This window comes from Providencia sp. PROV114, assembly GCF_032704305.1.
GTDB lineage: Bacteria > Pseudomonadota > Gammaproteobacteria > Enterobacterales > Enterobacteriaceae > Providencia > Providencia rettgeri.
This window is the reverse complement of record NZ_CP120528.1, coordinates 216,817-242,889: the sequence shown is the minus strand read 5'-3', so window position 1 is coordinate 242,889 and position 26,073 is coordinate 216,817. Positions and strand designations below refer to the sequence as shown.

General features: G+C 42.8%; 24 protein-coding genes and 1 pseudogene. 18 read left to right on the top strand and 7 right to left on the bottom strand.

Features of this window, described 5'->3' with window-relative positions; genetic code table 11:
• The first annotated feature begins 4 nt into the window (after positions 1 to 4).
• Together feoB and P3L37_RS01085 are read left to right on the top strand one after the other, a co-directional pair.
• Positions 5 to 2,323, top strand: a complete 2,319-nt coding sequence (feoB, locus tag P3L37_RS01090; RefSeq protein WP_110731470.1) for a Fe(2+) transporter permease subunit FeoB — start codon at positions 5 to 7, stop codon at positions 2,321 to 2,323.
• Between the two features lie 11 nt (positions 2,324 to 2,334).
• Positions 2,335 to 2,568 carry a FeoC-like transcriptional regulator gene (locus tag P3L37_RS01085; protein ID WP_004266127.1) on the top strand — a complete coding sequence of 78 codons (234 nt, stop codon included), beginning with the start codon at positions 2,335 to 2,337 and terminating at the stop codon, positions 2,566 to 2,568.
• A 48-nt stretch (positions 2,569 to 2,616) separates the two neighbouring features.
• On the opposite strand, the gene bioH is transcribed toward P3L37_RS01085, so the two are convergent.
• Positions 2,617 to 3,396, bottom strand: coding sequence for a pimeloyl-ACP methyl ester esterase BioH (gene bioH, locus P3L37_RS01080; protein ID WP_004266128.1), 780 nt, complete (start codon positions 3,394 to 3,396; stop codon positions 2,617 to 2,619).
• Positions 3,397 to 3,450: 54 nt separating this feature from the next.
• Between bioH and P3L37_RS01075 the strand changes: the two genes are divergently transcribed.
• The 7 genes from P3L37_RS01075 to P3L37_RS01045 all read left to right on the top strand — a co-directional run bounded on the left by P3L37_RS01075 (position 3,451) and on the right by P3L37_RS01045 (position 10,533).
• Entirely contained in the window at positions 3,451 to 4,134 is a 684-nt protein-coding gene (locus P3L37_RS01075) for a hypothetical protein (RefSeq protein ID WP_042851463.1), read from the top strand.
• A 63-nt stretch (positions 4,135 to 4,197) separates the two neighbouring features.
• Positions 4,198 to 4,776: a Fe-S biogenesis protein NfuA gene (gene nfuA, locus P3L37_RS01070; RefSeq protein ID WP_004266130.1), complete on the top strand. Its 579-nt coding sequence runs from the start codon at positions 4,198 to 4,200 to the stop codon at positions 4,774 to 4,776.
• A gap of 89 nt (positions 4,777 to 4,865) precedes the next feature.
• On the top strand, positions 4,866 to 5,189 hold the full coding sequence (gene glpE, locus P3L37_RS01065; protein WP_110731471.1) for a thiosulfate sulfurtransferase GlpE: 324 nt from the start codon (positions 4,866 to 4,868) through the stop codon (positions 5,187 to 5,189).
• Between the two features lie 16 nt (positions 5,190 to 5,205).
• Positions 5,206 to 6,051, top strand: coding sequence for a rhomboid family intramembrane serine protease GlpG (gene glpG / locus P3L37_RS01060; protein ID WP_004266132.1), 846 nt, complete (start codon positions 5,206 to 5,208; stop codon positions 6,049 to 6,051).
• Positions 6,052 to 6,079: 28 nt separating this feature from the next.
• A complete protein-coding gene (locus P3L37_RS01055; RefSeq protein WP_004262881.1) occupies positions 6,080 to 6,838 on the top strand; it encodes a DeoR/GlpR family transcriptional regulator in 759 nt (252 codons plus the stop codon).
• 295 nt (positions 6,839 to 7,133) lie between these two features.
• Positions 7,134 to 8,624: a glycerol-3-phosphate dehydrogenase gene (glpD, locus tag P3L37_RS01050; RefSeq protein ID WP_110731472.1), complete on the top strand. Its 1,491-nt coding sequence runs from the start codon at positions 7,134 to 7,136 to the stop codon at positions 8,622 to 8,624.
• A 337-nt stretch (positions 8,625 to 8,961) separates the two neighbouring features.
• On the top strand, positions 8,962 to 10,533 hold the full coding sequence (locus P3L37_RS01045) for an ATP-binding cassette domain-containing protein (RefSeq protein ID WP_272667472.1): 1,572 nt from the start codon (positions 8,962 to 8,964) through the stop codon (positions 10,531 to 10,533).
• A 41-nt stretch (positions 10,534 to 10,574) separates the two neighbouring features.
• Here the strand turns inward: P3L37_RS01045 and P3L37_RS01040 are convergent, their stop codons facing one another.
• From P3L37_RS01040 to P3L37_RS01030, 3 genes are read right to left on the bottom strand one after another with little or no spacing between them, the layout of a single operon-like run.
• Positions 10,575 to 11,099, bottom strand: coding sequence for a DUF2569 family protein (locus P3L37_RS01040; RefSeq protein WP_004266135.1), 525 nt, complete (start codon positions 11,097 to 11,099; stop codon positions 10,575 to 10,577).
• Between the two features lie 11 nt (positions 11,100 to 11,110).
• Entirely contained in the window at positions 11,111 to 11,470 is a 360-nt protein-coding gene (locus P3L37_RS01035; protein WP_042851696.1) for a DUF488 domain-containing protein, read from the bottom strand.
• A gap of 39 nt (positions 11,471 to 11,509) precedes the next feature.
• Positions 11,510 to 12,022 carry a DUF2569 domain-containing protein gene (locus tag P3L37_RS01030; RefSeq protein ID WP_004266137.1) on the bottom strand — a complete coding sequence of 171 codons (513 nt, stop codon included), beginning with the start codon at positions 12,020 to 12,022 and terminating at the stop codon, positions 11,510 to 11,512.
• A gap of 151 nt (positions 12,023 to 12,173) precedes the next feature.
• On the opposite strand from P3L37_RS01030, the gene P3L37_RS01025 reads away from it, so the two are divergent.
• Positions 12,174 to 13,073 (top strand): DNA-3-methyladenine glycosylase family protein, encoded by a 900-nt coding sequence (locus P3L37_RS01025; RefSeq protein ID WP_109912384.1) that lies wholly within the window; start codon positions 12,174 to 12,176, stop codon positions 13,071 to 13,073.
• Positions 13,074 to 13,130: 57 nt separating this feature from the next.
• Here P3L37_RS01025 and poxB read toward each other — a convergent pair whose 3' ends face one another.
• Positions 13,131 to 14,855 (bottom strand): ubiquinone-dependent pyruvate dehydrogenase, encoded by a 1,725-nt coding sequence (gene poxB / locus P3L37_RS01020; RefSeq protein ID WP_109912383.1) that lies wholly within the window; start codon positions 14,853 to 14,855, stop codon positions 13,131 to 13,133.
• Positions 14,856 to 15,677: 822 nt separating this feature from the next.
• Here poxB and proP point away from each other — a divergent pair.
• From proP to P3L37_RS01005, 3 genes are all read left to right on the top strand, one after another.
• On the top strand, positions 15,678 to 17,180 hold the full coding sequence (gene proP, locus P3L37_RS01015) for a glycine betaine/L-proline transporter ProP (RefSeq protein WP_004262894.1): 1,503 nt from the start codon (positions 15,678 to 15,680) through the stop codon (positions 17,178 to 17,180).
• A 169-nt stretch (positions 17,181 to 17,349) separates the two neighbouring features.
• Positions 17,350 to 18,792, top strand: coding sequence for a deoxyribodipyrimidine photo-lyase (gene phrB / locus P3L37_RS01010; protein ID WP_109912382.1), 1,443 nt, complete (start codon positions 17,350 to 17,352; stop codon positions 18,790 to 18,792).
• A 79-nt stretch (positions 18,793 to 18,871) separates the two neighbouring features.
• The gene (locus tag P3L37_RS01005; RefSeq protein WP_004266141.1) at positions 18,872 to 19,183 is read left to right on the top strand and encodes a monooxygenase; all 312 of its coding nucleotides are present in this window, start codon (positions 18,872 to 18,874) and stop codon (positions 19,181 to 19,183) included.
• Between the two features lie 34 nt (positions 19,184 to 19,217).
• Here P3L37_RS01005 and P3L37_RS01000 read toward each other — a convergent pair.
• Together P3L37_RS01000 and paaZ are read right to left on the bottom strand one after the other, a co-directional pair.
• Positions 19,218 to 19,988: pseudogene (locus P3L37_RS01000) on the bottom strand (class I SAM-dependent methyltransferase); the annotation flags it as partial.
• A gap of 89 nt (positions 19,989 to 20,077) precedes the next feature.
• Positions 20,078 to 22,141 carry a phenylacetic acid degradation bifunctional protein PaaZ gene (paaZ, locus tag P3L37_RS00995; RefSeq protein ID WP_110731477.1) on the bottom strand — a complete coding sequence of 688 codons (2,064 nt, stop codon included), beginning with the start codon at positions 22,139 to 22,141 and terminating at the stop codon, positions 20,078 to 20,080.
• Positions 22,142 to 22,463: 322 nt separating this feature from the next.
• On the opposite strand from paaZ, the gene paaA reads away from it, so the two are divergent.
• Genes paaA through paaE form a run of 5 tightly spaced genes read left to right on the top strand, consistent with a single transcriptional unit; the run spans position 22,464 to position 26,073 of the window.
• The gene (paaA, locus tag P3L37_RS00990; RefSeq protein ID WP_004266144.1) at positions 22,464 to 23,402 is read left to right on the top strand and encodes a 1,2-phenylacetyl-CoA epoxidase subunit PaaA; all 939 of its coding nucleotides are present in this window, start codon (positions 22,464 to 22,466) and stop codon (positions 23,400 to 23,402) included.
• Positions 23,403 to 23,433: 31 nt separating this feature from the next.
• Positions 23,434 to 23,721, top strand: coding sequence for a 1,2-phenylacetyl-CoA epoxidase subunit PaaB (paaB, locus tag P3L37_RS00985; RefSeq protein WP_004262911.1), 288 nt, complete (start codon positions 23,434 to 23,436; stop codon positions 23,719 to 23,721).
• Positions 23,722 to 23,731: 10 nt separating this feature from the next.
• Positions 23,732 to 24,490, top strand: coding sequence for a 1,2-phenylacetyl-CoA epoxidase subunit PaaC (gene paaC / locus P3L37_RS00980; RefSeq protein ID WP_109912377.1), 759 nt, complete (start codon positions 23,732 to 23,734; stop codon positions 24,488 to 24,490).
• 4 nt (positions 24,491 to 24,494) lie between these two features.
• Complete coding sequence (gene paaD, locus P3L37_RS00975; RefSeq protein WP_109912376.1) at positions 24,495 to 25,004, top strand: 1,2-phenylacetyl-CoA epoxidase subunit PaaD; 510 nt, start codon at positions 24,495 to 24,497, stop codon at positions 25,002 to 25,004.
• Between the two features lie 10 nt (positions 25,005 to 25,014).
• Positions 25,015 to 26,073: a 1,2-phenylacetyl-CoA epoxidase subunit PaaE gene (gene paaE / locus P3L37_RS00970; RefSeq protein WP_109912375.1), complete on the top strand. Its 1,059-nt coding sequence runs from the start codon at positions 25,015 to 25,017 to the stop codon at positions 26,071 to 26,073.

Sequence of the window (26,073 nt, the reverse complement as noted above, 5' to 3'; positions counted from 1 at the left end):
CACTATGAAACGATTAACTATCGGCTTAATTGGTAACCCCAATGCAGGCAAAACGACCCTATTTAACCAACTTACAGGGTCAAGGCAGCGGGTCGGTAACTGGGCAGGGGTCACTGTTGAACGAAAAGTGGGTCGCTTCCATACCGATGACCATAAAATCGAGCTTGTTGACCTACCCGGCACTTACTCTTTGACCACCATTTCTGAACAAACCTCTCTCGACGAACAAATCGCCTGCTACTTTATTTTAAGTGGTGAGGCCGACATGCTCATTAATGTTGTCGATGCATCCAATTTAGAGCGTAACCTCTATCTGACATTACAATTAGTTGAGTTAGGCGTTCCATGTATTGTTGCCTTGAATATGTTGGATATCGCTCAAAGCCAACATATTGATATTAATATTACTGAATTAGAAAAACAGCTCGGTTGCCCTGTGATCCCAATGGTTTCAACTCGAGCAACTGGTATCGATAAACTGAAAAAAGCCATTGATACACATCCACAAAATAGCCAACAAGCCCTTGTGGAATATCCACCCCAGTTATTGCAGGCAGTGGATTCGTTATCTGAACAAATTTCAACACAACAATTTAGCCATCAGCAACGCCGCTGGTTAGCATTACAAATTCTCGAAGGAGATATTTATAGCCGCCAACGCGCAGAAATATCTGAAGGGCAATTACTGGCGATACGCCAAACACTGAAAGAAGGCTTAAACGAAGAGCCTGAACTACTCATCGCTGACGCACGTTATCAATCTATTGCCACAATTTGTCATGCCGCGATTAACAATAGCGCCGCTGAACCAAATCGACTAACACAATCACTGGATAGATTTATTCTGAGCCGTTGGCTCGGTGTACCTATTTTCTTATTTGTGATGTACCTGATGTTTGTCTTAGCCATTAACATTGGTGGGGCATTGCAGCCTTTCTTTGAAGGTGCTTCTGAGGCGATATTTATTCATGGTATTCAGTGGGTTGGTGCCTATTTCAGCTTCCCTGATTGGCTCACTATTTTCCTTGCCCAAGGTGTCGGCGGTGGTATTAATACAGTATTACCGTTAGTACCACAAATCGGGATGATGTACCTGTTTCTTTCAATACTGGAAGACTCGGGTTATATGGCACGAGCCGCTTTCGTGATGGACCGCCTCATGCAGGCGCTAGGTTTACCAGGTAAATCCTTCGTACCGTTGATTGTCGGCTTTGGCTGTAACGTACCATCAATTATGGGTGCACGCACGCTAGATGCACCACGTGAAAGGCTCATTACGGTACTAATGGCACCGTTTATGTCTTGTGGTGCAAGGCTGGCCATTTTCGCTGTTTTTGCTGCCGCTTTCTTTGGCAAAAATGGGGCTAGTGTGGTCTTTTCTCTCTATATTTTAGGGATTGTTGTCGCCATTTTGACAGGGTTATTACTAAAACATACCCTTATGCGTGGCGAGGCCTCTCCGTTTATTATGGAGCTTCCGGTTTACCATGTACCGCACATCAAAACATTGCTGATTCAAACATGGCAACGCCTAAAAGGCTTTGTGGTACGAGCGGGTAAAGTTATCGTCGTTGCCAGTATCTTTATTGGTGCATTAAATAGTTTCTCTTTCTCTGGTAAGCCTGTTGATAATATTAATGACTCTGCACTCGCTTCTGTCAGTAAAGTCATTACCCCTGCGTTACAGCCGATTGGTGTGCATGCAGATAATTGGCAAGCGACCGTGGGGTTAATTACCGGGGCGATGGCTAAAGAAGTCGTCGTGGGGACTTTAAATACTCTGTATACCGCTGAAGCCATTACTTCTGAGCCATTCGATGCAGAATCATTCAATTTATGGGAAGAACTGGGAGATGCGGTTTCTGAAACTTGGGACAGCTTAAAAGAAACTTTTACCTTAAGTGCGCTATCAAACCCTATCGAAGCCAGTAAAGGTGATGGAGAGATGGAGTCCGGTTCAATGGGCACTATGGCAGCGAAATTTGGTTCAGGCATTGCTGCCTATAGCTACCTAATCTTCGTCTTACTGTATGTGCCTTGCGTTTCGGTGATGGGTGCTATCGCACGTGAAACCAATAAAAGTTGGATGAGTTTCTCCATTCTGTGGGGCTTGAATGTGGCTTATAGCCTCGCGGCTCTGTTTTACCAAGTTGCCACATTCAGCGAGCACCCACAAAGCAGTTTGATTACCATTGCTGCGGTTGTCCTGTTCAACCTTGCCTTGTTCATATTCTTACGCCGCATGCGTAGCCGCGTAACCCTGAACATCAAAAGCAAAACTGCAGAGCAATGTTCTGGCTGTTCAAGTGATGCTTGCCACTAAGGAATAAAACGATGACTAGCTTGCTGCAAATAAGAGATTTAATCGCCTTATATGGGCAAGCTGACATCTCGCTACTCAGTGAGCAGCTAAATACACCGGTTCCATTAATTCAAGCGATGGTTGAGAAACTCATCAGCTTAGAAAAAATTGAACAAGTCGATATCAACGCTTGTTTAACGGGCAGTAGTTGTAAAGGCTGCCCAGAAAGCACTGATTGCGCTCATTTTGTGTATAAAATCAAATAATAGGCACACCATAAAAAAATCAGCCATGAGTTAGGCTGATTTTTTTATTTATTCCTCGATACGACTTTGAAAATCCAACAGGTATTCGCAAAACTCATCAGGATGGGAAATAAAGGGTGCATGGGCACTATTGCGCATAATGACAGATGGGGAATTAGGGTAAAGCTCATCTAAAATGGGCACTATTTTGCGCGGTACCAAGCCATCGAGATAACCATAAATGCGCAAGAAAGGAATGGGTAACTGTTTTAATTCATCGCGCAAATCTTCGGTACGCAATGATTCAAGCCCGGCATTTAACGTTTCAACCGTTGGGATAGGTTGTTCAAGTACCACGGACTTCAAGGTTCTAGCATCATTTCTTGCGCTTTCTGTCCCTAATGTCTGCAATGCTAAAAAACGCTCAACGGTACGATGAAAATCAGCCGAAAGTTGCTGTTCGAAACCTAATAAAACTTCCGGTCGGATCCCCGCCCAACCGTTTTCTTCTGCTTTAAAGCATGGAGAAGAAGCAACGGTAATTAACCCTTTGACTTCATAAGGATGGTCAAGCGCAACACGACTTGCAACTAGCCCACCAAGTGACCAACCGAGCCAAATCGCGTTTTTAGGCGCTTGTTCCCACAAAATATTTGCCATTGATTGAATATTCATAGGAAGGAAACCTTGGCTACGCCCATAACCTGGCAGGTCAACTAAATGAACCCGAAAGTGCGAAGCGATTCGCGGAATAATTGTTTGCCAGACTTGTGCGTTCAGTCCCCATCCGTGCAGCAACACAAGATCTTGTTTACCTTCACCAACGGTCTGCCAATATAACTTTGCCATCGTTACACTCTCTTCATTCATTTATTTGTCAATTCGTTTTAACGGGACGCTACTATGCTAACAATGGAGGGGGGCTGCTGGCTATGTCACCAATCACTAAAATTAACTCATCAGGGTGTTTGTCATTTTTGCCTCAAAGGACTACCTAAAATGCCAACCTGCTGTTTACGCTGCGCTTTACCCTGTGAGCAGCCTACCATGGAGTGCGGACGTTGCCTAAAAAACCCTCCCGCATGGCAGAGAATTATCACAGTAACCCCGTACCAAGGCGCTTTACGCTTGTTAATCCATCGTTTTAAATTTCAAAAACAATCTCAACTTGCTTTTACTCTAGCACGAATTTTTGCGTTATTTTGGCTCACGGGTTACCGCCAACAAAAATGGCAAAAACCGGACTTAATCATCACCATTCCACTGCATCGCCGCCGTCTGTGGTGGAGAGGATTTGACCATATGGCATTAATAGGCGAAAATTTATCCAGATGGTTAAATATCCCCTATTCGCAAAATTCATTATCACGTAGTCGTGCTACACTGGCACAGATTACACTAAAACGTGAGTATCGCCGAAATAACCTAAAGGGAGCATTTACCTTAAACAACTCGGTTTCAAACCTACATGTTGCTGTTCTTGATGATGTTATTACAACAGGTTCCACCATGAATACCGCAGCACAATTGTTGATTTGTGCGGGTGTACATACTGTTGATGCATGGTCACTGTGTCGCACCTTGTAGGAAAGGGGTAAATGGGCGTATTATAACCAACTAAAGCAGTCAACTATTATTGAGCAAATGATTATGATTAATATTACTGAAGCAGCACAGGCTCATTTTGCCAAATTGTTGGAAAATCAAGAGCCAGGAACTCAAATCCGTGTTTTTGTTATCAACCCAGGCACACCAACCGCAGAGTGCGGTGTGTCATACTGCCCTCCGGGTGCCGTTGAAGCAACAGATAAAGAACTAAAGTTCGAGAAATTATCTGCTTATGTTGATGAAATTAGCGCGCCATTCTTAGATGATGCCGAGATTGACTTCGTTACCGACCAACTGGGCTCACAACTGACGTTAAAAGCACCAAACGCCAAAATGCGTAAGGTCTCTGATGACGCACCATTAATTGAACGTGTTGAGTATGTTTTACAGTCACAAATTAACCCACAACTTGCCAGCCACGGTGGCCGTGTTTCCCTGATGGAAATCACCGATGAAGGCTTTGCAATTCTGCAATTTGGTGGCGGCTGTAACGGTTGTTCAATGGTTGATGTCACTCTTAAAGAAGGTATCGAAAAAGAACTTCTCAAAATGTTTGAAGGTGAGCTAAAAGGCGTTAAAGACCTAACTGAACACCAACGTGGCGAGCACTCTTTCTACTAATCAATACCACGAGTATTTGGCACTTGGTTTTTTACGGGTGCCTCTCATTTAACCTTTTATCGGTTGTTACCTACTGTATTTGGTATTTTATGGACCATTTTGAAACACTAACACCAGAGCAAGCTTACCAACATTGGGTGGACGGTACTGCCATACTGGTAGATGTACGAGACCCACAAAGTTTCCGCGCAGGCCATGCTAATGGGGCCTATCACCTCACCAATGAGTCACTAAGCCAATTTCTAGAACAAACGGATTACGAACAACCAGTTATGGTGATGTGTTACCATGGGCACAGTAGCCAAGGCGCTGCACAATATCTGATCAACATTGGCTTTGAATCTGTATACAGCATCAATGGTGGATTTGAAGCATGGTTAAGGGAATATCCACAAGCCGTTACGGCTCTCTAGATGAGAAAACGCATTCATGATCCACATCACCTCTTTTGCTAATCCTAGAATGGCACAAGCCTTTGTTGACTATATGGCTAGCAAAAATATCCACTTAATAATAAAGCCATCACAGGAACAAGCCGTCTTTGAGCTTTGGCTAGAAGATGAGCAATTTCAATCTCAAACCCAGAAAGAATTAGATATTTTTTTACAAGATCCAAATCACCCCCGCTACCTAGAAGCCAGTTGGCACACGGGAAGCGCAGATACCCAGTTTCAATATCGTAACTACCTGACCTGGGGCTACCTTAAAGAACAATCTGGCCCTTTAACTATCGCTGTTATTTTATTGTCGATTGTTGTATATCTTTGGGTAGAAATGACCGATGCCCGAGAAGTTCTACGCTATTTAGCATGGCCTATTGGCGACCAACAAACGGAACTTTGGCGTTGGTTTAGCCCTGCATTGGTGCACTTTTCGCTATCACATATTGGTTTCAACCTTGCGCTATGGTGGTTTCTGGCTGGGCAAGTTGAGCGAAAGCTCGGAACGGGTAAATTATTCACTATCTTACTAGTCTCTGCACTGTTTAGTAACTGGGGGCAGTCGCTGTTTAGTGAAAACAACTTTGGCGGCTTATCTGGTGTCGTCTATGCCCTTGTCAGCTATGTGTGGTTAACGGGTGAACGTCGGCCTGAAAGTGGCATCAGCGTCCCTCGTGGGTTAATGATATTCTCTATTATCTGGCTTTTTTTCGGTTACTTCGATGTTTTAGGTATGCATATTGCGAATGCCGCACATACTTCAGGGTTAATTATCGGCTTATTGATGGGAGTATGGGATAATAGGCACAGTTTTAAACACCAGAGCTCCAGATAAAACATTTTAATAATTAGAGGCTAACGCTGTGAAACAAACCCAGAGACATGATGCAATAGTTGAGCTTGTGCGTCTTCAGGGATATGTCAGTACTGAAGAACTCGTCGAACACTTTGAGGTAAGCCCTCAAACAATCCGTCGGGACCTCAATGACCTCGCTGAACAAAATAAAATTCAGCGGCACCACGGTGGTGCAGCACTGCCTTCAAGTTCCGTGAATGCGGCTTATAATGACCGTAAAATCATGTGGTCAGATGAAAAAGCGCGTATCGCACAACATGTTGCGAGCCAAATTCCTGACGGTGCAACATTGTTTATAGATATTGGTACCACTCCCGAAGCCGTTGCTCACGCATTGGTTAATCACAAAAACCTACGCGTGGTGACCAATAACCTTAATGTCGCCACATTACTGATGCCAAAAGAAGACTTCCGCCTAATTTTAGCGGGGGGTGAAGTTCGCTCAAGAGATGGCGGTATTGTCGGTGAAGCGACCCTCGATTTTATTTCTCAATTTAGGTTAGATTACGGTATTTTGGGTATCAGTGGTATTGATATGGATGGCTCATTACTTGAGTTCGATTACCATGAAGTTCGTACCAAACGCGCGATTATTGAAAACTCACGCTGTGTCATGCTCGTCACCGACCATTCTAAATTTGGTCGTAACGCGATGGTTAATTTGGGCAATATGAACCTGATTGACTACTTATTTACGGATAAACAGCCACCTGACAGCATTCTCAAAGTCATTGAGCAACATAATGTTCAATTAGAGCTTTGTTAATCAAATAATTATCTTAATGATGGTAGCGCCCGCTGCCATCATACTTCTTAGTCTCCTTTCCTATTTTAGTCTCCCCCGCCTTGCCATTGTTTTTTTCTTTTTCGCGCGAAACTCTCTTTTTTTCATTGTAAATAACAATATTTTATGTGTGGGTATTGAAAAAAAATTGTTACCAATATCACGCAGTTGTTATTTTTTTCATTAATAATAGTTGGCATCACTATCTATTTTGACTACAATCAAATGAGCGAAAACGAACATTATTGAAAGTGTTTCGAACATCTCAGGGGGATGCATGGAAACTAAAGACTTGATTGTCATCGGCGGCGGGATCAACGGCGCTGGTATTGCAGCAGATGCTGCAGGTCGTGGATTATCGGTATTACTGCTCGAAGCTCAAGACTTGGCAAGTGCGACTTCATCTGCGAGTTCTAAACTCATTCACGGTGGCTTACGTTATTTAGAGCATTATGAATTTAGATTAGTGAGCGAAGCATTGGCTGAACGTGAAGTGCTATTACGATTAGCACCACATATAGCCTTCCCAATGCGCTTCCGCTTACCTCATCAGCCTCATTTACGTCCAGCTTGGATGATCCGCATTGGCCTATTCTTATATGACCATTTAGGCAAACGTGTCAGCTTGCCAAGCAGTAAAGGTCTGAAATTCAACCAAAACTCTGTACTCAAATCTGAATTAACGAAAGGTTTTGAATATTCCGATTGTTGGGTTGATGATGCGCGTTTAGTTGTGTTAAACGCTCAAGAAGTGGTACGTAAGAATGGTGAGGTTCGTACTCGCACAAAAGTGACACGCGCCTACCGTGAAAACGGCTTATGGGTTGTTGAAGCTCAAGACTTACGTACGGGGGAAACTCATACATGGAAAGCGAAAGGGCTGGTTAATGCCACAGGGCCTTGGGTAAAAGAGTTCTTTGATGATGGACTGAAATTAAAATCACCTTATGGTATTCGCCTAATCAAAGGTAGCCACATTGTCGTTCCACGCGCACATGATGAACCACAAGCGTACATCTTACAAAATGAAGATAACCGTATTGTATTTGTTATCCCGTGGATGGATGAGTTTTCTATCATCGGTACGACTGACGTAGAATATAAAGGCGACCCGAAAGACGTCAAAATTGATGAAAACGAAGTTAACTATTTACTGAAAGTGTATAACGACCACTTCAAAAAACAGTTAACCGTGAGTGATATTGTTTGGGATTATTCAGGTGTTCGCCCACTGTGCGACGATGAATCAGACTCACCACAAGCCATTACTCGTGATTACACATTGGATATTCACGATGAACAAGGCCAAGCGCCATTGTTGTCTGTATTTGGTGGTAAATTAACGACTTATCGTAAGTTAGCGGAAGCCGCTGTGAATAAATTAGCGACTTACTATCCAAATGCAGGTAGCCCATGGACCAAAAATGGCCAATTACCGGGTGGTGATATCGAAGGTTGTGACCGTGATGGTTATGCACGCGTGTTACGTCAACATTATCAATGGCTTCCTGAAGGCTTAGCGCTACGTTTTGCCAGAACCTACGGTAGCAACAGTAAATTAATCCTTGAAGGCGCGAATTCACTCAGCGACCTCGGTGAAGCATTCTCTGCGAATGTCTACGAAGCGGAATTACGTTACTTAGTCAAACATGAATGGGTAACAGAGTTGGATGATGCTATTTGGCGTCGCACTAAATTGGGTATGTGGCTGAATGAAGAAGAAAAGCAGCGCATTGCTCAATGGTTGTCAGAGAATACCTCTGCATAATCGTAAAAATCTCGTTGTTATAAAATCTCGTTGTTAATGGAAAAAGCCAGTCGCTATTATTGACTGGTTTTTTCTATTATTAAATCGTTAGCACGACTTTCAGAAAAAACCCAATCACGATAAGTTGCATCAATCAATTTAACCTGTTTATAATGTGTGCGAATTTATCGCTCACCCAACTTCGCAGGTACGCCTCACGATGAACTAAGCACTGCCAGAAAATATTTTCCAATACCCTTTTGGTATTCATTTTTCTGTTCCTGGCAGGCAACCGCTTTCATCGACGCTTCTTGATAAGTCAACGACGTTGTCTGTCCTCATTATTTTGGAGGTGCATATGACGATTGCTTGTCACTTTTCACAGCTCAATATTGAATTTAACCAAACCGCCTTTTTTCCTCCGTTAAGCGGGACGCTGTCATGCCAAAAAAATGCCCTAATTGGTCATAATGGCAAAGGAAAATCTGTCTTGATGCGTATTCTTGCTGACCAATTATCCCCTACGCAAGGGAATGTACATTGGAACCTTCCCTTTATCTATGTCGAGCAATTAACGCGACTAACTGGCGAAACACTCGTCGATGCCTTAGGCATGAATGAACTTTATCACGCATTTTCACGCATTGAGGCAGGGAATGGTTCTTTGGCAGATTTTGAACTAACGGAAGATAAATGGCATTTACCTTCCCAATGGCAAAGTTTATTGGATTCATCAGGACTCGCTATCTCAATGGAAGCCCCCATTGCCCATTTAAGTGGGGGGGAACGTACTCGCCTAGCCCTTTGTCGTGCATTTCTTCATCAAAACCACTTTTTGCTACTTGATGAACCAGATAACCATTTAGATACACAAAGTCGGCAATGGCTCAATCAAAAGCTTACTGAGCATCGAGCTGGTTGTCTCATTATTTCTCACAACAGAACCCTATTAGAAGAAATGGATACCATTTTTGAGTTAACGGAAAAAGGCTTACATGAATATGGGGGAAATTATACGTTATACGATACCCAAAAAAACTTGGAAATCGCTGCAATTGACGCACAAGGTGAACGCTTAGAAAAACGCATTCACCAAGAGAAAAAACAACAGCAAGCCACATTACAAAAAGCCGCTCAACGCAAAAAACAAGGTGAAAAAATTCGCTATGGTGGGTCGCAATCCTTACTGCTGCTTGATATGCAGAAAAATCGTGCGGAGAAAAAGCAATCAAATGTCGCAGAGCGGCACCAACGAGTGATGGATAATCTACAAAACCAGCAACAGGAAAACCAAGAAAGAGCTCGCCATATCAAGCCGCAAAAAATGACGATTAACTATCAAAATGAAGGAAATAAAGTCACAATTTTTGCTTCTGACTTGCGTTTGCTTTACGGTTATTCGTCACCACTCTCATTCACTGTATACAGTGGAGAGCACTGGCATATTCAAGGAGTTAATGGTTGCGGTAAATCAACGCTACTTAAAGTGCTTGCAGGCCTGTTGCCATCATCTTCAGGAGAGTACCGCCTAAGCGGTGAGTTTTACTATTTAGATCAACACCTCAATTTACTCGATAAAACATTGCCTGTCGCTGAAGCGCTTTATCAATACCAACCTGTATTTACTGTAGAACAGTGGCGCACGCAATTAGGCATGTTGCGGATACGAGGAGATAAGTCATTGTTACCACTACAGCAGCTCAGTGGTGGTGAGCAGCTAAAAGCAACGCTATTGGCACTCACACATAGCCCGAGTCCACCCGCTATTTTATTACTCGACGAGCCCGATAATCATTTAGACTTAGATTCAAAACAACTACTTGAAGCGCTATTGCAGGACTACCAAGGAACACTATTACTGGTTTCCCACGATGACGCGTTTATTGCAAACTGCAATATAACCCACACTCTAAATCTTTCTGATAAATAACCGTATGTTAGGCCACTACTAATATGGAGTGGCCAGATACTTTAATGGATAAACGTATTTTTGACGCGATGTGAAACTAAAAAGTAGGGGATCCATAACACACAATAGAAGCTGCCATTTATGGCTGTAATAATATTTGAATGATTAATTTCCAATCCAAATATATATGGGAATACAAAACGGGCAACCAATACCATTAAAGTAAATAACACCATAGTGATGATAAATAGCCACTTCGCTTGTTTTTTCCATTTAACTGCGGCGATAAATGTCCAAAGAAACAGTGCAATCAAAACACCATAACCTAGTTGCAAGAGATAGAAACCTGTCGCAAAACCTGGAATATAAAAATCAGAATCCGCTTGAGTTGCCAATGGCCATGCGGTTTGAACTTGTGAAATTTCTTGCAATAACATCATGACTGTTTTGTACAGCATATAAAACAGTCCGATAATTGGTAAAATTAACCAGCCACTAATCCCGTGTAACGGCTTTTTAACCGCTGGTTGAGCCACCGATGATATTATTGCTGGCTCTGTTTGTGTGGTTGATTGCTGAATATCCATTCCGATAACCTTTATTTACTTTTACTTTGCATTTTATCTTCAAGAAATGCTTTGAGTACAATTGCTTGATTATGTTCTGTATTTTTAGCACTGTATAACAGTGTTAAATCACCTTGTTTTGCCTGAGAAACCAACGCCTGCCAAGCCGTTGTGTTATTAAGTTCCTGCTGATATCGTTCGATAAACTGTGCAAACTGATCTGTGTTCTGATGAAACCATTTACGTAGTTCATTAGAAGGTGCAACGTCTTTATTCCAAGAGTCGTGTTGTAAATCTGTTTTTTTTATTCCTCTTGGCCACAGTCTATCAATAAGCACACGGTAGCCATCGTTATCGTCAACAGGGTCATAAACTCGTTTGCATTTAATCATCATTTACCTACCCAATAAAAAATCACAAAATTTTATTTGTTAATTTACAAAGGTATTTTTAACTCGCCTTGAAACTAAAAAATACGGTATCCAAATTGCACAAGCAATTAGTGCCCGAAAAATATCTTTGATATCCGAGGATTCAACTTCTAAATCCAATAAAATACTTGCGAGTATGATATCCGTAACCGTCAAAACTAACGAAAAGATCTGGAAAAAAATATAAATTTTAATTGTGAGTTTTTTCTTTGTAAAAAAGACATAACTTAGAAAAAGCAAGGTCGCGTATAAAATAACGTTACCTAAAACTTCAAAGTAGATGAGCTCTTTAAATAATGGAATAAATGAGCTTGATTGTGGGTCTGTTAATTCAATCCAATATTCAATCACTTGAACATTTTGCTCATAAATAGAAAAAGGCAAAATAATCAAAGACAAAACTATCCCTAACATGGGTAAAATAAGCCATCCACCAATGCCTGTTAATTCTTGCCTTGGTTGTGATGATGGTACCGAAGTGCCATGAGATGAACTGTGACCCTCAGTTTTCATTTACACTTCCTTATTAAATGGATAAATAATATCAGTACAAAATAAATAGCTCTGTACAAGATAACATATCTGCTCTGTAAAAAATGAGTAACTAAATGCGCTAATTCACAATAATATTGTGAATAAAGAAAAATCTGACAAGGCCATCATTATGCAAATATTTACCGCACAGCTAACTCTCCCTACCAATTACCTTTATGGTGATTTTTTTGCCTTTCATCTGAGAGATCAACACAATGTCGCGGAAATAGTGGAAGAAAACACATTACACAAGGGCATAATATGGCAACAACATGCAACAAAAATGACATTGGAGCTTCAAAAGCAACACGCAACGATTTCATTAGCAATTGACTCCCCATCTATCATTATCAATGAACCAGACCTATTAACGCTGGCACAGCATGTACTCGGCTTAAAACAGAATATTGATGAGTTCGAAAAACACTACCTTGAAACTCCAGTACTTGGTCAGCTCATTGGAAAGCAAAGAGGATTAAGGATTTATCAATCTGCCAGCGCATTTGAAGCGTTAGTTTGGGCTATTATAGGCCAACAAATTAGTGTTCATGCGGCTATCGCCATTCGTCGGCGCTTTATTCAAGCTGTGGGAATTCAGCACACTTCAGGTATTTGGTGTTTCCCCGACACTCCACAAATCAAGTTAGTTGATGACGAAACCCTGCGACAAACGGGCTTTTCAAACGGTAAAATTATCGCCCTCAGAGCCCTTTGTGAAGCCATCGAAAATCAACAAATTGATTTATCACAGCAGGTTACTCACTCCAATGCGAATCAAATAACTGAGCAATTATTACAAATCAAAGGTATTGGCCCTTGGACTGTAAGCTATGCTTTACTACGAGGATTCAATTACTTAGATGGCTCATTACATGGGGATGTAGCGGTAAGACGTAATCTACAAACATTGCTCGCGAAATCAGAACAGCCTACCGCCAAAGAAACGGAAAAATGGTTGGAGCAATTCTCCCCATGGCGCGCACTGGTTGCCGCCCATTTGTGGCGTAGTCAGTCAGCCGCAGGATATTGATAAATAAAAAAGCCCAATCCATCTGAATTGGGCTTTCCCGCTATTCACAATAATGACTTAACGTAGCCAGTTTGTTTTCACTAATTGAACGACTTCATCACCGCGACCACTCATAATCGCTTTTAACATATATAGGCTAAAGCCTTTTGCTTCTTGTGCTGCGATTTCTGGCGGCATAGACAGCTCTTGTTTGGCAGTCAAGACATCAACCACCACTGGCCCATCATGGGCAAAAGCTTCTTTTAATGCACCGTCTAGATCTTCACTTTTTTCAACACGAATGCCTTTGATACCCGCGGCATTCGCAATCGCTGCAAAGTTAGGGTTCTGTAAATCCGTTCCCGCTGTCAAGAAACCTGCCACTTTCATTTCCATGGCCACAAAACCAAGTACACCATTGTTATGAATGATGATTTTTACTGGTAATTGCATTTGGGAAAGAGAGATAAAATCTCCCATTAACATACTGAAACCACCATCGCCACACATTGCAACCACTTGGCGTTTTTTATCAACGGCTTGTGCACCAATAGCCTGTGGCATCGCATTCGCCATTGACCCATGGTTAAAGGAGCCGATTAAGCGGCGCTTACCGTTCATTTTCAAGTAACGGGCTGCCCATACTGTCGGGGTTCCCACGTCACAAGTGAAAATCGCGTCATCGGCGGCTAATTCACTAATTTTTGTTGCAAGATACTGTGGATGTATTAATCCCTCATGACCCGGTTTAGCGAGGTCATCTAACCCTTTTCTAGCCTCTGCATAATGTTTTAAAGCGCCATCAAGGTGTTTTGTATCCTGTTTAGCCTCTAAATGTGGCTGTAATGCATCTAATGTTGCTTTGATATCACCAATCAGGCCCATATCTATATGGCAATGAGAACCCAAACTACCTGCATTAATATCAACCTGAATAATTTTAGCTTCGCTTGGATAGAAAGGACGGTATGGAAATTGTGTTCCTAACAAAACAACTGTATCTGCGTTCATCATCGCGTGGTAACCCGATGAAAATCCTATCAAGCCTGTCATTCCAACACTGTATGGGTTATTCCATTCAATATGTTCTTTACCACGTAACGCATGTACTACCGGTGCTTTTAGTGTTTCTGCTAGCTTAACCACTTCATCGTGAGCGCCTGCGCAGCCATTTCCACAGAATAACGTGATATTCTTAGATTGATTCAGCAGTTCGGCGAGTTTTTCAATTTCACTCCGCTGAGGCATAATAAGTGGCGCTTGTGGCTGATACCATGTTTCTTTCGCTGATTCTGGTGCATCTTTTAGCGCAATATCCCCCGGTATTACGACCACTGATACCCCTTTATTCAAAATTGCTTTACGCATAGCGATGCCAAGGACCTGTGGAATTTGCTCTGGGTTAGAGACCATTTCACAGTAATGGCTGCATTCACGGAATAATTCAGTTGGGTGAGTTTCTTGGAAATAATTACTACCAATTTCGCTGGATGGGATATGAGCAGCAATCGCCAATACGGGTACGCGATTACGGTGGCAATCATACAACCCATTAATAAGATGCATATTTCCTGGCCCGCAAGAGCCTGCACATACGGCTAAATTACCGGTTAGCTGAGCTTCTGAACCCGCAGCAAAGGCAGCCACTTCCTCATGACGAGTTCCTAGCCACTCAATAGCGCCTTGACGACGTAAGCTGTCGGTTAAGCCATTTAACGAGTCTCCTGTAACGCCCCAAATACGTTTAACACCTGCATTATCAAGTACTTTTGCAATATAGGATGCAACACTCTGTTTTTTCATAATGGCACTCTTTTAAGTCGGATGTGATACCCTTGATATCTTGCAGTACAAAATATGAAGGGTATTTTTAGATGCATAACAACATTCAAAATAGAATTTTGTCATACTCGCTTATATCAAACCCAATATCGACAATAGATTGATTGTAACTAAGTAAATTCCTCATTCCTACTCATCAAATTAAATATAAAATAGAACAGCATAATCCACCGTTATTATCAAAAGAAGAGGATAGCAACAAGATAAATAAATAGACGAGTTATTAATAGCTTAAGCAAAACAAGAGCATCGTAAAAGGATGGGGTTATCTTCATATATTCTTCATCGCAACAATACCATTATTTCGACCATATTAAATTGCTAACCTTATATATTTATGACAGGCTAAAACTCACCTATCAAAATGTATTAAATTGATTTTAAACAATTTATTTTTACCCACTCCTTTACTGAGTATCTATTTTTTCAATTATTCAGTTCAATCGTTATATTACTAACACAAAATCCTATCAAAGCATATGTATTAGTATAAAACACCTATATTTTACATTTGTTCGATATTAATGTAGTATTAGTACTGTATTTTTTAACTCAAGGTGGCTTTTTTGCTGTATTTACAACACAAACACTCTCATTATTCTACCCACGACGTACCTATTTTAGCCTGGTATTTCAGCGCGACATAAAAACACTAAAAACTTATCTATTACGTAAACAACGTCTATTCTAAATAATAAGGTTTGATATTTTACCGATGTATGAAAACCCACATCTTAAATGCTGTTGTTTCGGTTATTGAAATTAAAATAAGAGGATGGTTTCATGAGATTCAAGAAGAAAAAAGAAAAACCGTTAAATATTAGTGATATTACTATTATTGATGACGGTAAACTCAAAAAAGCAATTACCGCGGCTTCGCTGGGTAATGCGATGGAATGGTTTGATTTTGGGGTATATGGTTTCTTAGCCTATGTTCTCGGTCAGGTTTTCTTTCCGGACGCATCACCGAGCGTACAGATGATTGCCGCATTAGCCACTTTCTCCGTGCCTTTCTTAGTTAGGCCATTAGGGGGGGTCGTTTTTGGTATCTTAGGTGACAAATACGGCCGTCAAAAAGTCCTTTCGATGACGATTATCATCATGGCAGTCAGTACCTTCTGTATTGGTTTGATTCCATCCTATGAGAGCATCGGTATCTGGGCCCCCATTCTGTTATTAATTGCTAAGTTAGCTCAAGGTTTCTCGGTAGGTGGTGAATATTCTGGTGCAGCAATCTTTGTTGCTGAATACTCACCAGACCGTAAACGTGGCTTTATGGGAAGTTGGTTAGACTTTGGCTCTATCGCCGGTTTTGTCTTAGGTGCGGGTGTCGTAGTACTAATTTCCAGTATCGTTGGGGAAGCTAACTTCCATGATTGGGGCTGGAGAATTCCGTTCTTCTTAGCGTTACCGTTAGGGATCATCGGGTTATATCTACGTCATTCACTGGAAGAAACTCCTGCGTTCCAACAACATGTTGAATCGTTAGAAAAACAAGATAAAGCCAATATTCAAAATCCACCAAAAATCTCAGTACGTGAAGTGGCGACTAAGTATTGGAAAAGCTTGATGATTTGTGTTGGCTTGGTTATCGCAACCAACGTGACTTACTATATGTTGCTGACCTACATGCCAAGTTACTTATCACACAACCTGAATTACTCTACTGACCATGGTGTGCTAATTATTATTGCAATTATGATTGGTATGTTATTTGTTCAACCGATTATCGGTTTAACCAGTGATAAAATTGGTCGTCGCCCATTTGTCATTACCGGTAGCGTAGGGCTGATTTTATTGGCATACCCTGCGTTTATGTTAATCAACAGTGGTTCTGTTGGCTTAATTTTCCTGGGTTTATTGATTTTAGCGGTGCTGTTGAACTGTTTTACAGGGGTTATGGCATCTATTTTACCCGCGATTTTCCCAACTCATATTCGTTACAGTGCGTTAGCTATTGCCTTTAATATTTCAGTATTAATTGCCGGTGCGACACCGACTGTTGCGGCATGGTTGGTCGAATCAACTACTGACTTATACATGCCAGCGTATTACTTAATCGTGATTGCTTTAATTGGTTTATATACGGGTATCAGAATGCCAGAAACGGCGAATAAACCATTACGCGGGGCAACACCTGCTGCATCAGATAAAGCCGAGGCAAAAGAAATTCTTAGCGAGCACTTTGACAATATTGAGCAGAAAGTTGAAGATATTGACCAACAAATTGCTGAGCTTGAGAAAAAACGCCAATCCTTAATCAATCAGCATCCTAAATTAGATTAAATATGAAAGGGCCGTTTACCTGCCCTTTCAGGTTGTTGACAAAGCGGGATAAAAGCGTGGTTTTTCCCGCTTTGTGTTATCAGCCGAAATTCAATAAATTGATTTTCCTAGTTTATTTTCAAAACCTATTGTTTTGATTCCAACAAAACATCAACCAAGGAGGGAGGTAATGGCAGCCAAACACGTTTGTCATCTTATCTGGTTTCGCAATGATCTGCGGGTCACCGATAACAAAGCGCTTTCCTCCGCCTGTGCAGACCCAGATGCGAAAGTCATTGCCCTTTTTACTGCAACCCCTAAGCAGTGGCAACAACATGATATGGCTGAGCGACAAATCTCATTCATTCACCAAAACCTTGCTGAACTGCAAAATTCACTCGCTGAGCTTGGTATTCCACTGGTTTGTCAAACTGTGGCTAATTTTGCCGACGCAGCACAATGGGTACTCGATTACGCAAAGACACAGCAAGCGGATGCCTTGTTTTTTAATCGGCAATATGAGTGGAACGAAAAACAACGAGACGAGTGGTTAATCAATCAACCTCATGGGTTGCATATCCATGCTTTCGATGACTATTTATTACTACCACCCGGCTCCGTGACGACTCAAAAAGGGGAGATGTATCAAGTTTATACTCCCTTTCGCCGAGCCTTCCTCACCCAACTTACCGTGACAGATTGCCGTTCACTACGAGCCCCAGAAAAACGAGCTGCCCCTATCAACATTGATAGGGCTTCACCGTTATTTCCGCATCAGCCAATTGAAGACTTCCAGCAATTTCCTGCCGGTGAAAAATCGGCTTTAACGCGACTCAGGCAGTTTTGTTCCCAGAAAGTCGGCGATTATCAAAATGATAGAGATATTCCCTCTATTGATGGTACCAGCCAATTATCACCTTACCTCGCGGTGGGGGTCCTATCCCCTCGCCAATGCTTCAACCGATTACAAGCAGAGAACCCCCAAGTGTTAGATCACCCTGATAGTGGGGCGTTCACGTGGTTAAATGAGTTAGTCTGGCGTGAATTTTATTCACATCTTTTAGTCGCATTTCCACGCCTAAGCCGCCACCAACCATTTATTGAATGGACACAACATATTCACTGGAATGATTCTTCGACCGATTTTGCAGCATGGAAAACAGGACAAACGGGTTATCCTATTGTGGACGCGGCTATGCGCCAACTGAATACAACGGGCTGGATGCATAACCGTCTACGAATGATTGTGGCCAGTTTTTTAGTCAAAGACTTACTGATTGATTGGCGCAAAGGTGAAAAATACTTTATGAGCCAACTGCTTGATGGCAGCTTAGCCGCGAACAACGGCGGTTGGCAGTGGTCAGCCTCAACAGGCGTTGATGCCTCTCCTTGGTTTCGTATCTTTAACCCAACCACTCAAGGGAAGAAGTTTGACGCACAAGGGGCTTTTATTCGCCACTGGCTGCCCGAATTGCAGCAAGTGCCCGACAAATATATTCATACACCACATGAATGGGCTGTAACCAGCAACACAGCGCTTAATTACCCAGAACCCATTGTTGACCATAAACAAGCTCGGTTAGCGACTCTAGCTGCATTTGAGGCAGGTAAACGTAATAGTTTGAAGCAATAAGTCGTTTGAAATACGATGAATAGCAAAGTTATTATTTACTTTAAGGGTTACTATAGCGCCTCAATCATAAGGAGCAGATATGAGCGTTATTTTACAAGTTGATTTTCCGTATCAGGGGCCATGGGGTGATGAAATGATATCCGCAATGAATGATTTGGCGGAATCAATTAACCAAGAGCCGGGCTTTATTTGGAAGATTTGGACTGAAAACCCACAAACGCAAATGGCAGGTGGTGTGTATCTGTTTGCTTCAGAAACTGATGCACAAACTTATCTCACCAAGCACAGTGCACGATTAAAATCCTTTGGTATTCCTGATGTTCGCGGTGCGATTTTTGCAGTAAATAACGCGCTTAGCCAATTGAACCAAGCGCAGTTTTTAGCACAATAATTTTTATCACAACAATTTTTAGCACAATAAATAATTATTGGCACTGAAATTCAAACAACATCACATCTGAGGTAAATGAGCCATCGGCTTGTACTGCAAAGTGGCTTTTTACCTCATCACTTAATGTTCCTTGGTAGTGGCGGATAGCCTCGACGAATGGCTGTGGTGTCCGCATCCGTTCAACCCAACTGGTAAATTCCAATGCTAAACAGAAACTTTGCACCCGACGAACAAATAGCCCCGCACTATTAAACATACCAGACCATTCTCCAGCAGAATAATCACGAATGTGTGAGGTATCCCGGAGCACTTCGACCGTTTGTAAGTAAATATCCAATAATGGATGTCCCGGTGATACCACATCAATAAAGATGCCTTTTCCACCCGGTTTGAGCACTCGGCGCACCTCACGTAGCGCTTGTTCCACATCGTGCCAATGGTGTGCTGAGTAACGGCTAATCACTCGGTCAAAACAATGATCACCAAACGGTAGAAACTCCGCGGTACCTTTGCAGGTAGTGATATTATTTAATTCACGTTCTTGTGCATTGTTAGCCACAACATTGAGCATTGAGTCGGACAAATCATAAGCCGTCACTGACTTCACTAACGGTGCTGCATGAAAGCTGACATGCCCTGCACCACAGCCAAGGTCAAGCACGTCTTCATCCTGACAACCTTGTAGCAATTGTTGCAAAACAAGTAGGTCTTCACCTTGTGCATGAACTTGGCTGGTTAAATACGAATTGGCTTGCTGGTCAAATTGTTGATAAACCGCTTGGTGGTGCGTTTTCATCTTTGTTTCCCTACATTCTGTTGCTGGTCACTCATCACAACAGAAAATGATTGAAAAAGCACCTATTAGCTCAATAATTAATTCACTCCGTATAATGATTAATGAAAATCACCAACACGACGCTCCACCAGCGTTAAAATACTGTACAACGCCACAACGGTGTCATCCTGATTAAACACTTGCACGTCCCATTCAACAACGCCATTTGGCTTATCTTCAGCGAGTTTTTGCGTTTTTTTGATCTTTTTCTTGCACGTTAGGCGAACTTGTATGGTGTCACCGATTTTCACAGGTTCAATAAAACGCAAACTTTCCATACCATAATTGGCGATCACGGGCCCAACCCCTGCATCAACAAATAGCCCCGCTGCGGCTGAAACGACAAAATAGCCGTGCGCAATTCGTTCACCAAATAACGACTGTGCCGCACCAATTTTATCAACGTGAACATAAAAATTATCACCGCTGAGACAGGCAAAATTAGCAATATCTGCTTCTGTAACGGTACGCCTTGCGGTCAGTAACGTGTCGCCAATTGCTAAGTCTTCAAAATGTTTGCGGAATGGATGAACCACATCAGCGATGGTATCTGCACCGCGGATCCATTGCTTAGTAATTGCCGTTAGCATAGAAGGGCTACCTTGAATAGCCGTACGCTGCATATAGTGTTTGACTGCTCTCAACCCGCCGAGCTCTTCGCCACCACCTGCTCGGCCTGGACCGCCGTGTACCAGTAACGGAAGCGGTGAACCATGGCCTGTGGACTCCGCGGCTGATGCTTCATTTAAAATCAACATTCGCCCATGTGCCCGCGCACTGGCACGAATGACCGCTTGTGCGACTTGTGCGTCAGCAGTGACTAACGTCCCCGCAAGGCTTCCTCCACCTAAAATCGCTAACTGCACCGCTTGTTCGATATCGTCATAGCTCATTAATGTGGCGACGGGACCAAAAGCTTCAATTTCGTGTACCGCTGTAGATTTAAAAGGCTCTGCACAATACAACAGCGTTGGCGGATAGAACGCCCCGTGTTGGCTATCTCCCCCAATAACATCCAGCTTTTCAAATTGCCCACCACATAGGACATCACAGCCATGATCACATAAATAATTCACTTTCTCTTGTACATCTTGGCGCTGCTCTAAGTTAATCAATGCCCCCATTCTGACCCCTTCAATTGCAGGGTCACCCACTGTTGTAGCGGATAAGCGTTTCAATAATGCCTGCTTTACATTTTCGAGCTGTTTCTTCGGCACGATAATACGACGGATCGCTGTACATTTTTGGCCCGCTTTCGCGGTCATTTCTCGAGTGACTTCTTTAATAAATAAAGCAAATTCAGGCTGATCTGGCTGGACGTCATCACCTAAAATGGCACAGTTTAATGAGTCCGCTTCCATCGTGAAAGGGACTGATTTAGCCGTGATACGTGGATGCGATTTCAGCTTTTGCCCTGTACTCGCCGACCCCGTAAAAGTCACAACATCTTCAAAATCAAGGTGTTCAAACATATCGCCAACACCACCGCAAACCAGTTGTATTGCGCCATCAGGCACTAAACCGCTATCAACCATTAGCTTCACCATCGCCTGTGTTAACTGTGCTGAGGCGGTTGCGGGTTTGATAATAGCAGGCATGCCAGCAAGCCATGTGGGTGCCAATTTTTCTAACATTCCCCAACAAGGGAAGTTAAATGCATTAATGTGCAGGGCAACGCCACGGCGAGATGTTAAAATATGATGGCCAATAAATTGCCCTTGCTTTGATAACGGGATCATTTCATCTTCTGGCCAAATAGTGTCATCCGGTAGCTCACGGTTAGCGAGCCCCGAATAAGAAAATAGTGTGGCAATTCCCCCTTCGATATCCACCCAGCTATCCGCTTTAGTTGCACCAGTTTGTGCCGAAATCGCATATAACTGGGCTTTATGTTCCAGTAGGTATTTTGCGAGTGCCTTGAGCATCTGCCCACGTTGCTGGAATGTCATCGCCGACAATATTTCGCCTCCTACTTGGCGACCATACTGCAAGCTTTCTGCTAGCGGCAACCCTTCTGTCGTCACTGTATATAAAGTTTCATTCGTTAGCGCATGGTGAATTTTTCGCCCTTCGCCCTCACCTTGTACCCATTTGCCCATAATGTAACTTGTTAAATGCTGCATATTCCTCTCCAGAAATAAAAACACCAATTCAAATTAGATAACAAATATGTATCATAAAAATAAGCATAGAAGCTAATTTAAATTTAACAAATTAAGAACAATTTTATATGAAATGCCTATTTCCATTAAAACCACACAAAAAACAATAATTTTAATTAATTGTTTTTATTGTAATTTACTTTATTGATTGTGAAGCCACTCGCAAAACAAGGTTAATAAACATTGATCTTTTTGTTAACACTTCCTAGCATTAATGTTAAATATATATGATTCATTATTTTCATATAAATAAACATTAGCGAATCATTTAATGGAAAAATCAATGAGCGAGCAAAATCAGGCTAACTTCGAAGCCAAAATCGAAGCCGATATTTCCATCGAGCCCAAGGATTGGATGCCCGATGCGTATCGGCAAAACCTTATCCGCCAAATTGGTCAACATGCCCATTCAGAAGTCGTCGGCATGCTACCAGAAGCGAATTGGCTTACACGAGCACCGACATTGCGTCGTAAAGCAATTTTACTGGCCAAAATTCAAGATGAAGCAGGCCATGGTTTATACCTGTATAGCGCAGCCGAAACTCTCGGTTGCTCTCGTCAAGATATCTACCAAAAGTTACTTGATGAAAAAATGAAATATTCCTCCATTTTTAACTACCCGACATTAAGTTGGGCTGATGTAGGCGTGGTTGGATGGCTTGTCGATGGTGCGGCAATTGTGAACCAAGTAGCACTGTGCCGTGCCTCATATGGTCCCTATGCCAGAGCGATGGTGAAAATCTGTAAAGAAGAAAGTTTTCACCAACGCCAGGGTTATGAAGCTGTGATGGCGCTTGCACAAGGCTCCGATGAGCAAAAAGCCATGCTGCAAGATGCGATAAACCGCTTTTGGTGGCCCGTTCTCACGATGTTCGGTCCAAATGATTCGGACTCCCCGCACAGCGCTCAAAGCATGGCTTGGAAAATTAAGCGCTTCAGTAATGATGAGCTGCGGCAAAAATTTGTTGATAACACCGTTCCGCAAGTGGAAGCGTTAGGTATGACGATCCCTGACCCTGATCTGGTTTGGGATGAAGACCTTGGCCATTACCGTTTTGGCGAAATCGACTGGGAAGAGTTTTATCAGGTGATTAAAGGCAATGGCATTTGTAATCACGAACGCCTTAGTGCAAAGCGCAAAGGGTGGGAAGACGGCGCATGGGTACGTGAAGGTGCAATGGCACATAGTCGCAAGCAAAAATCCGTTAAAACAGCGGCTTAATCACTGACCATTTTACAAAAAGGAAAACACCATGAGCAATCAAGATTGGCCTTTATATGAAGTTTTTGTCCGTAGTAAGCAAGGGCTTGCGCATCGCCATGTTGGCAGTTTACATGCTGCTGATGACCAAATGGCGCTGGAAAATGCCCGCGATGCGTATACAAGGCGCAGTGAAGGCTGCTCAATTTGGGTGGTGAAGGCCGCACATTTAATTGCCTCACAGCCTGAAGATAAAAGTACGTTCTTCGACCCTGCGGATACCAAGGTCTATCGTCACCCAACCTTCTATACCATCCCTGATGGTATCAAGAATATGTAAGGGGCTTGCCATGAACCAACAACAACAGCTCCACGATTACACATTACGACTTGGCGATACCCCCTTAATTTTAGCGCAGCGCCTGTGCGAATGGTGCGGCCATGCCCCTGAGCTCGAAATTGACCTTGCGTTATCCAATATCGGCTTAGATTTGCTAGGGCAAGCACGTAACTTTTTAAACTATGCCGCGCAATTAAAAGGGCCTGAATGCGATGAAGACACCCTTGCCTTCTTGCGCGATGAACGAGAGTTCAGCAATTTATTATTGGTTGAACAACCCAACAATGGCTTTGATGACACTTTAGTGCGCCAATTTTTTATGGATGCATATCATGTTCCATTATATGAAGCGCTAATTCATAGCCGTGATGAACAACTGTCTGCCATTGCTGAGAAGTCCCTCAAAGAAGCCGTTTATCAATTGCGTTTTAGCCGTGGCTGGATGGTCCGTTTAGGGGATGGCAGTGAAGAAAGCCATCAACGAATCCAACGTTCAGTCAATGAGTTATGGCGTTTTACTGGCGAACTTTTCCATGCTGATGACGTTGAAATCGCACTTAGCGAATTAGGCATCGCTGTTGACCCACGTTCTTTACAAGCCGCATGGTTAAACACCATTAACGAAACATTCACAGAAGCGACCCTCACTGTGCCAGAGAAAAAAGCGTATCGCTTAGGCGGCAAGCAAGGCAGCCATACTGAGCACTTGGGCTTGTTATTAACGCAATTGCAGTTTGTGCAACGTGCTTATCCGAACTGCCAGTGGTGATGTTATGGAACAGAGACTGCAACATCGCGAGCTTCAATCGCCCCAGGTTCACCAGATCTGGCAGCAGCTCCACCAAATACCCGATCCTGAACTACCCGCACTCTCTATTACTGATCTTGGCATGATCCGCAACGTGCTGCCGGCAGCTCAGGGCTGGAAAGTTATTTTTACACCTACCTATTCAGGTTGCCCAGCAACTGAATTTTTAATCAATGAAATCAAAACTGTTCTCGGTAATGCCGGTTTTCCAAATATCGACATCGAAATTCTGTTAACACCCGCTTGGACAACGGATTGGATGAACCAAGATGCGAAAAGACGCTTGCGTGAATTTGGTATCGCACCTCCGCAAGGTACGTCCTGCGAGCACCCAGAACACAAAGGCGCGGTTCGTTGCCCACGTTGTGACAGCGAACAGACCGAAAAAATTAGTGAATTTGGTTCCACTGCATGTAAGGCATTGTATCGATGCACTGAATGCTTAGAACCGTTTGATTACTTTAAATGTATTTAGGGGCACCCATATGACTGTATTTCATCGTTTAAGTATCGCTGCCATTGAACGTGACACCCCTGATGCTGTCGCCATTACTTTTAATGTACCCGATACATTACGAGAGCAATATCATTACCGCCCAGGGCAACACCTGACATTAAAAGCCTCTATCAATGGCGAAAACCTACGCCGCTGTTATTCCATTTGCAGCTCACCGGATGAAAACACGCTAAAAATTGGAGTAAAAGCGATTTACGAAGGGCGTTTCTCTAATTTCGTTAACCAAGAGTTACGAGTTGGCGATAGCCTTGATGTGATGGTTCCACAGGGGCAATTTGGTTACCAACCCGTAGCAGATACCCATGCACATTACCTTGCCGTCGCTGCTGGCTCTGGGATCACGCCATTGCTCTCCATCATTAAAGCCACATTACAAACTGAGCCAAAAAGCAGTTTTGTACTGATTTATGGTAATCGAAATAGCCGCTCAGTGATGTTTAAAGAGAGCATTTCAGACCTAAAAAATCGTTTTGCAACACGCTTCCAAGTTCTCTACCTGTTCAGCCAAGAACAGCAAGATAGCGAGCTACTCAGCGGTAGAATTAACCAACAACAACTCAGAGCCTTAAATAACACCTTATTGAATTTTAAGCAATTTGACCGAGCATTTATTTGTGGGCCCGACAGCATGATGAATGAGGTTCACGACACTTTAGTCGGTTATGGCATGCCTAAAGAATATGTTCACACCGAGCGCTTCAATACTTCAGGCACTAAATTCAAGCCCGTAACCGCCATGACTAGCGAAACACGCAAAGTCAGTATTCACCTCGATGGTAGAACCATGGACATCGCCATGGATAGCCAAGACGACAGTATTTTGGATGCCGCACTGCGCCAAGGCGCGGATTTACCCTATGCCTGTAAAGGCGGCGTTTGCGCAACCTGCAAATGTAAATTGCGCTCTGGTGAAGTGGAAATGGGGGTTAATTACAGCCTTGAGCCCGACCAAATCGCGGCTGGGTACATTCTTAGTTGCCAAGCGTGGCCAAAAGGCGATGGTGTTGTTTTAGACTTTGACGTGTAG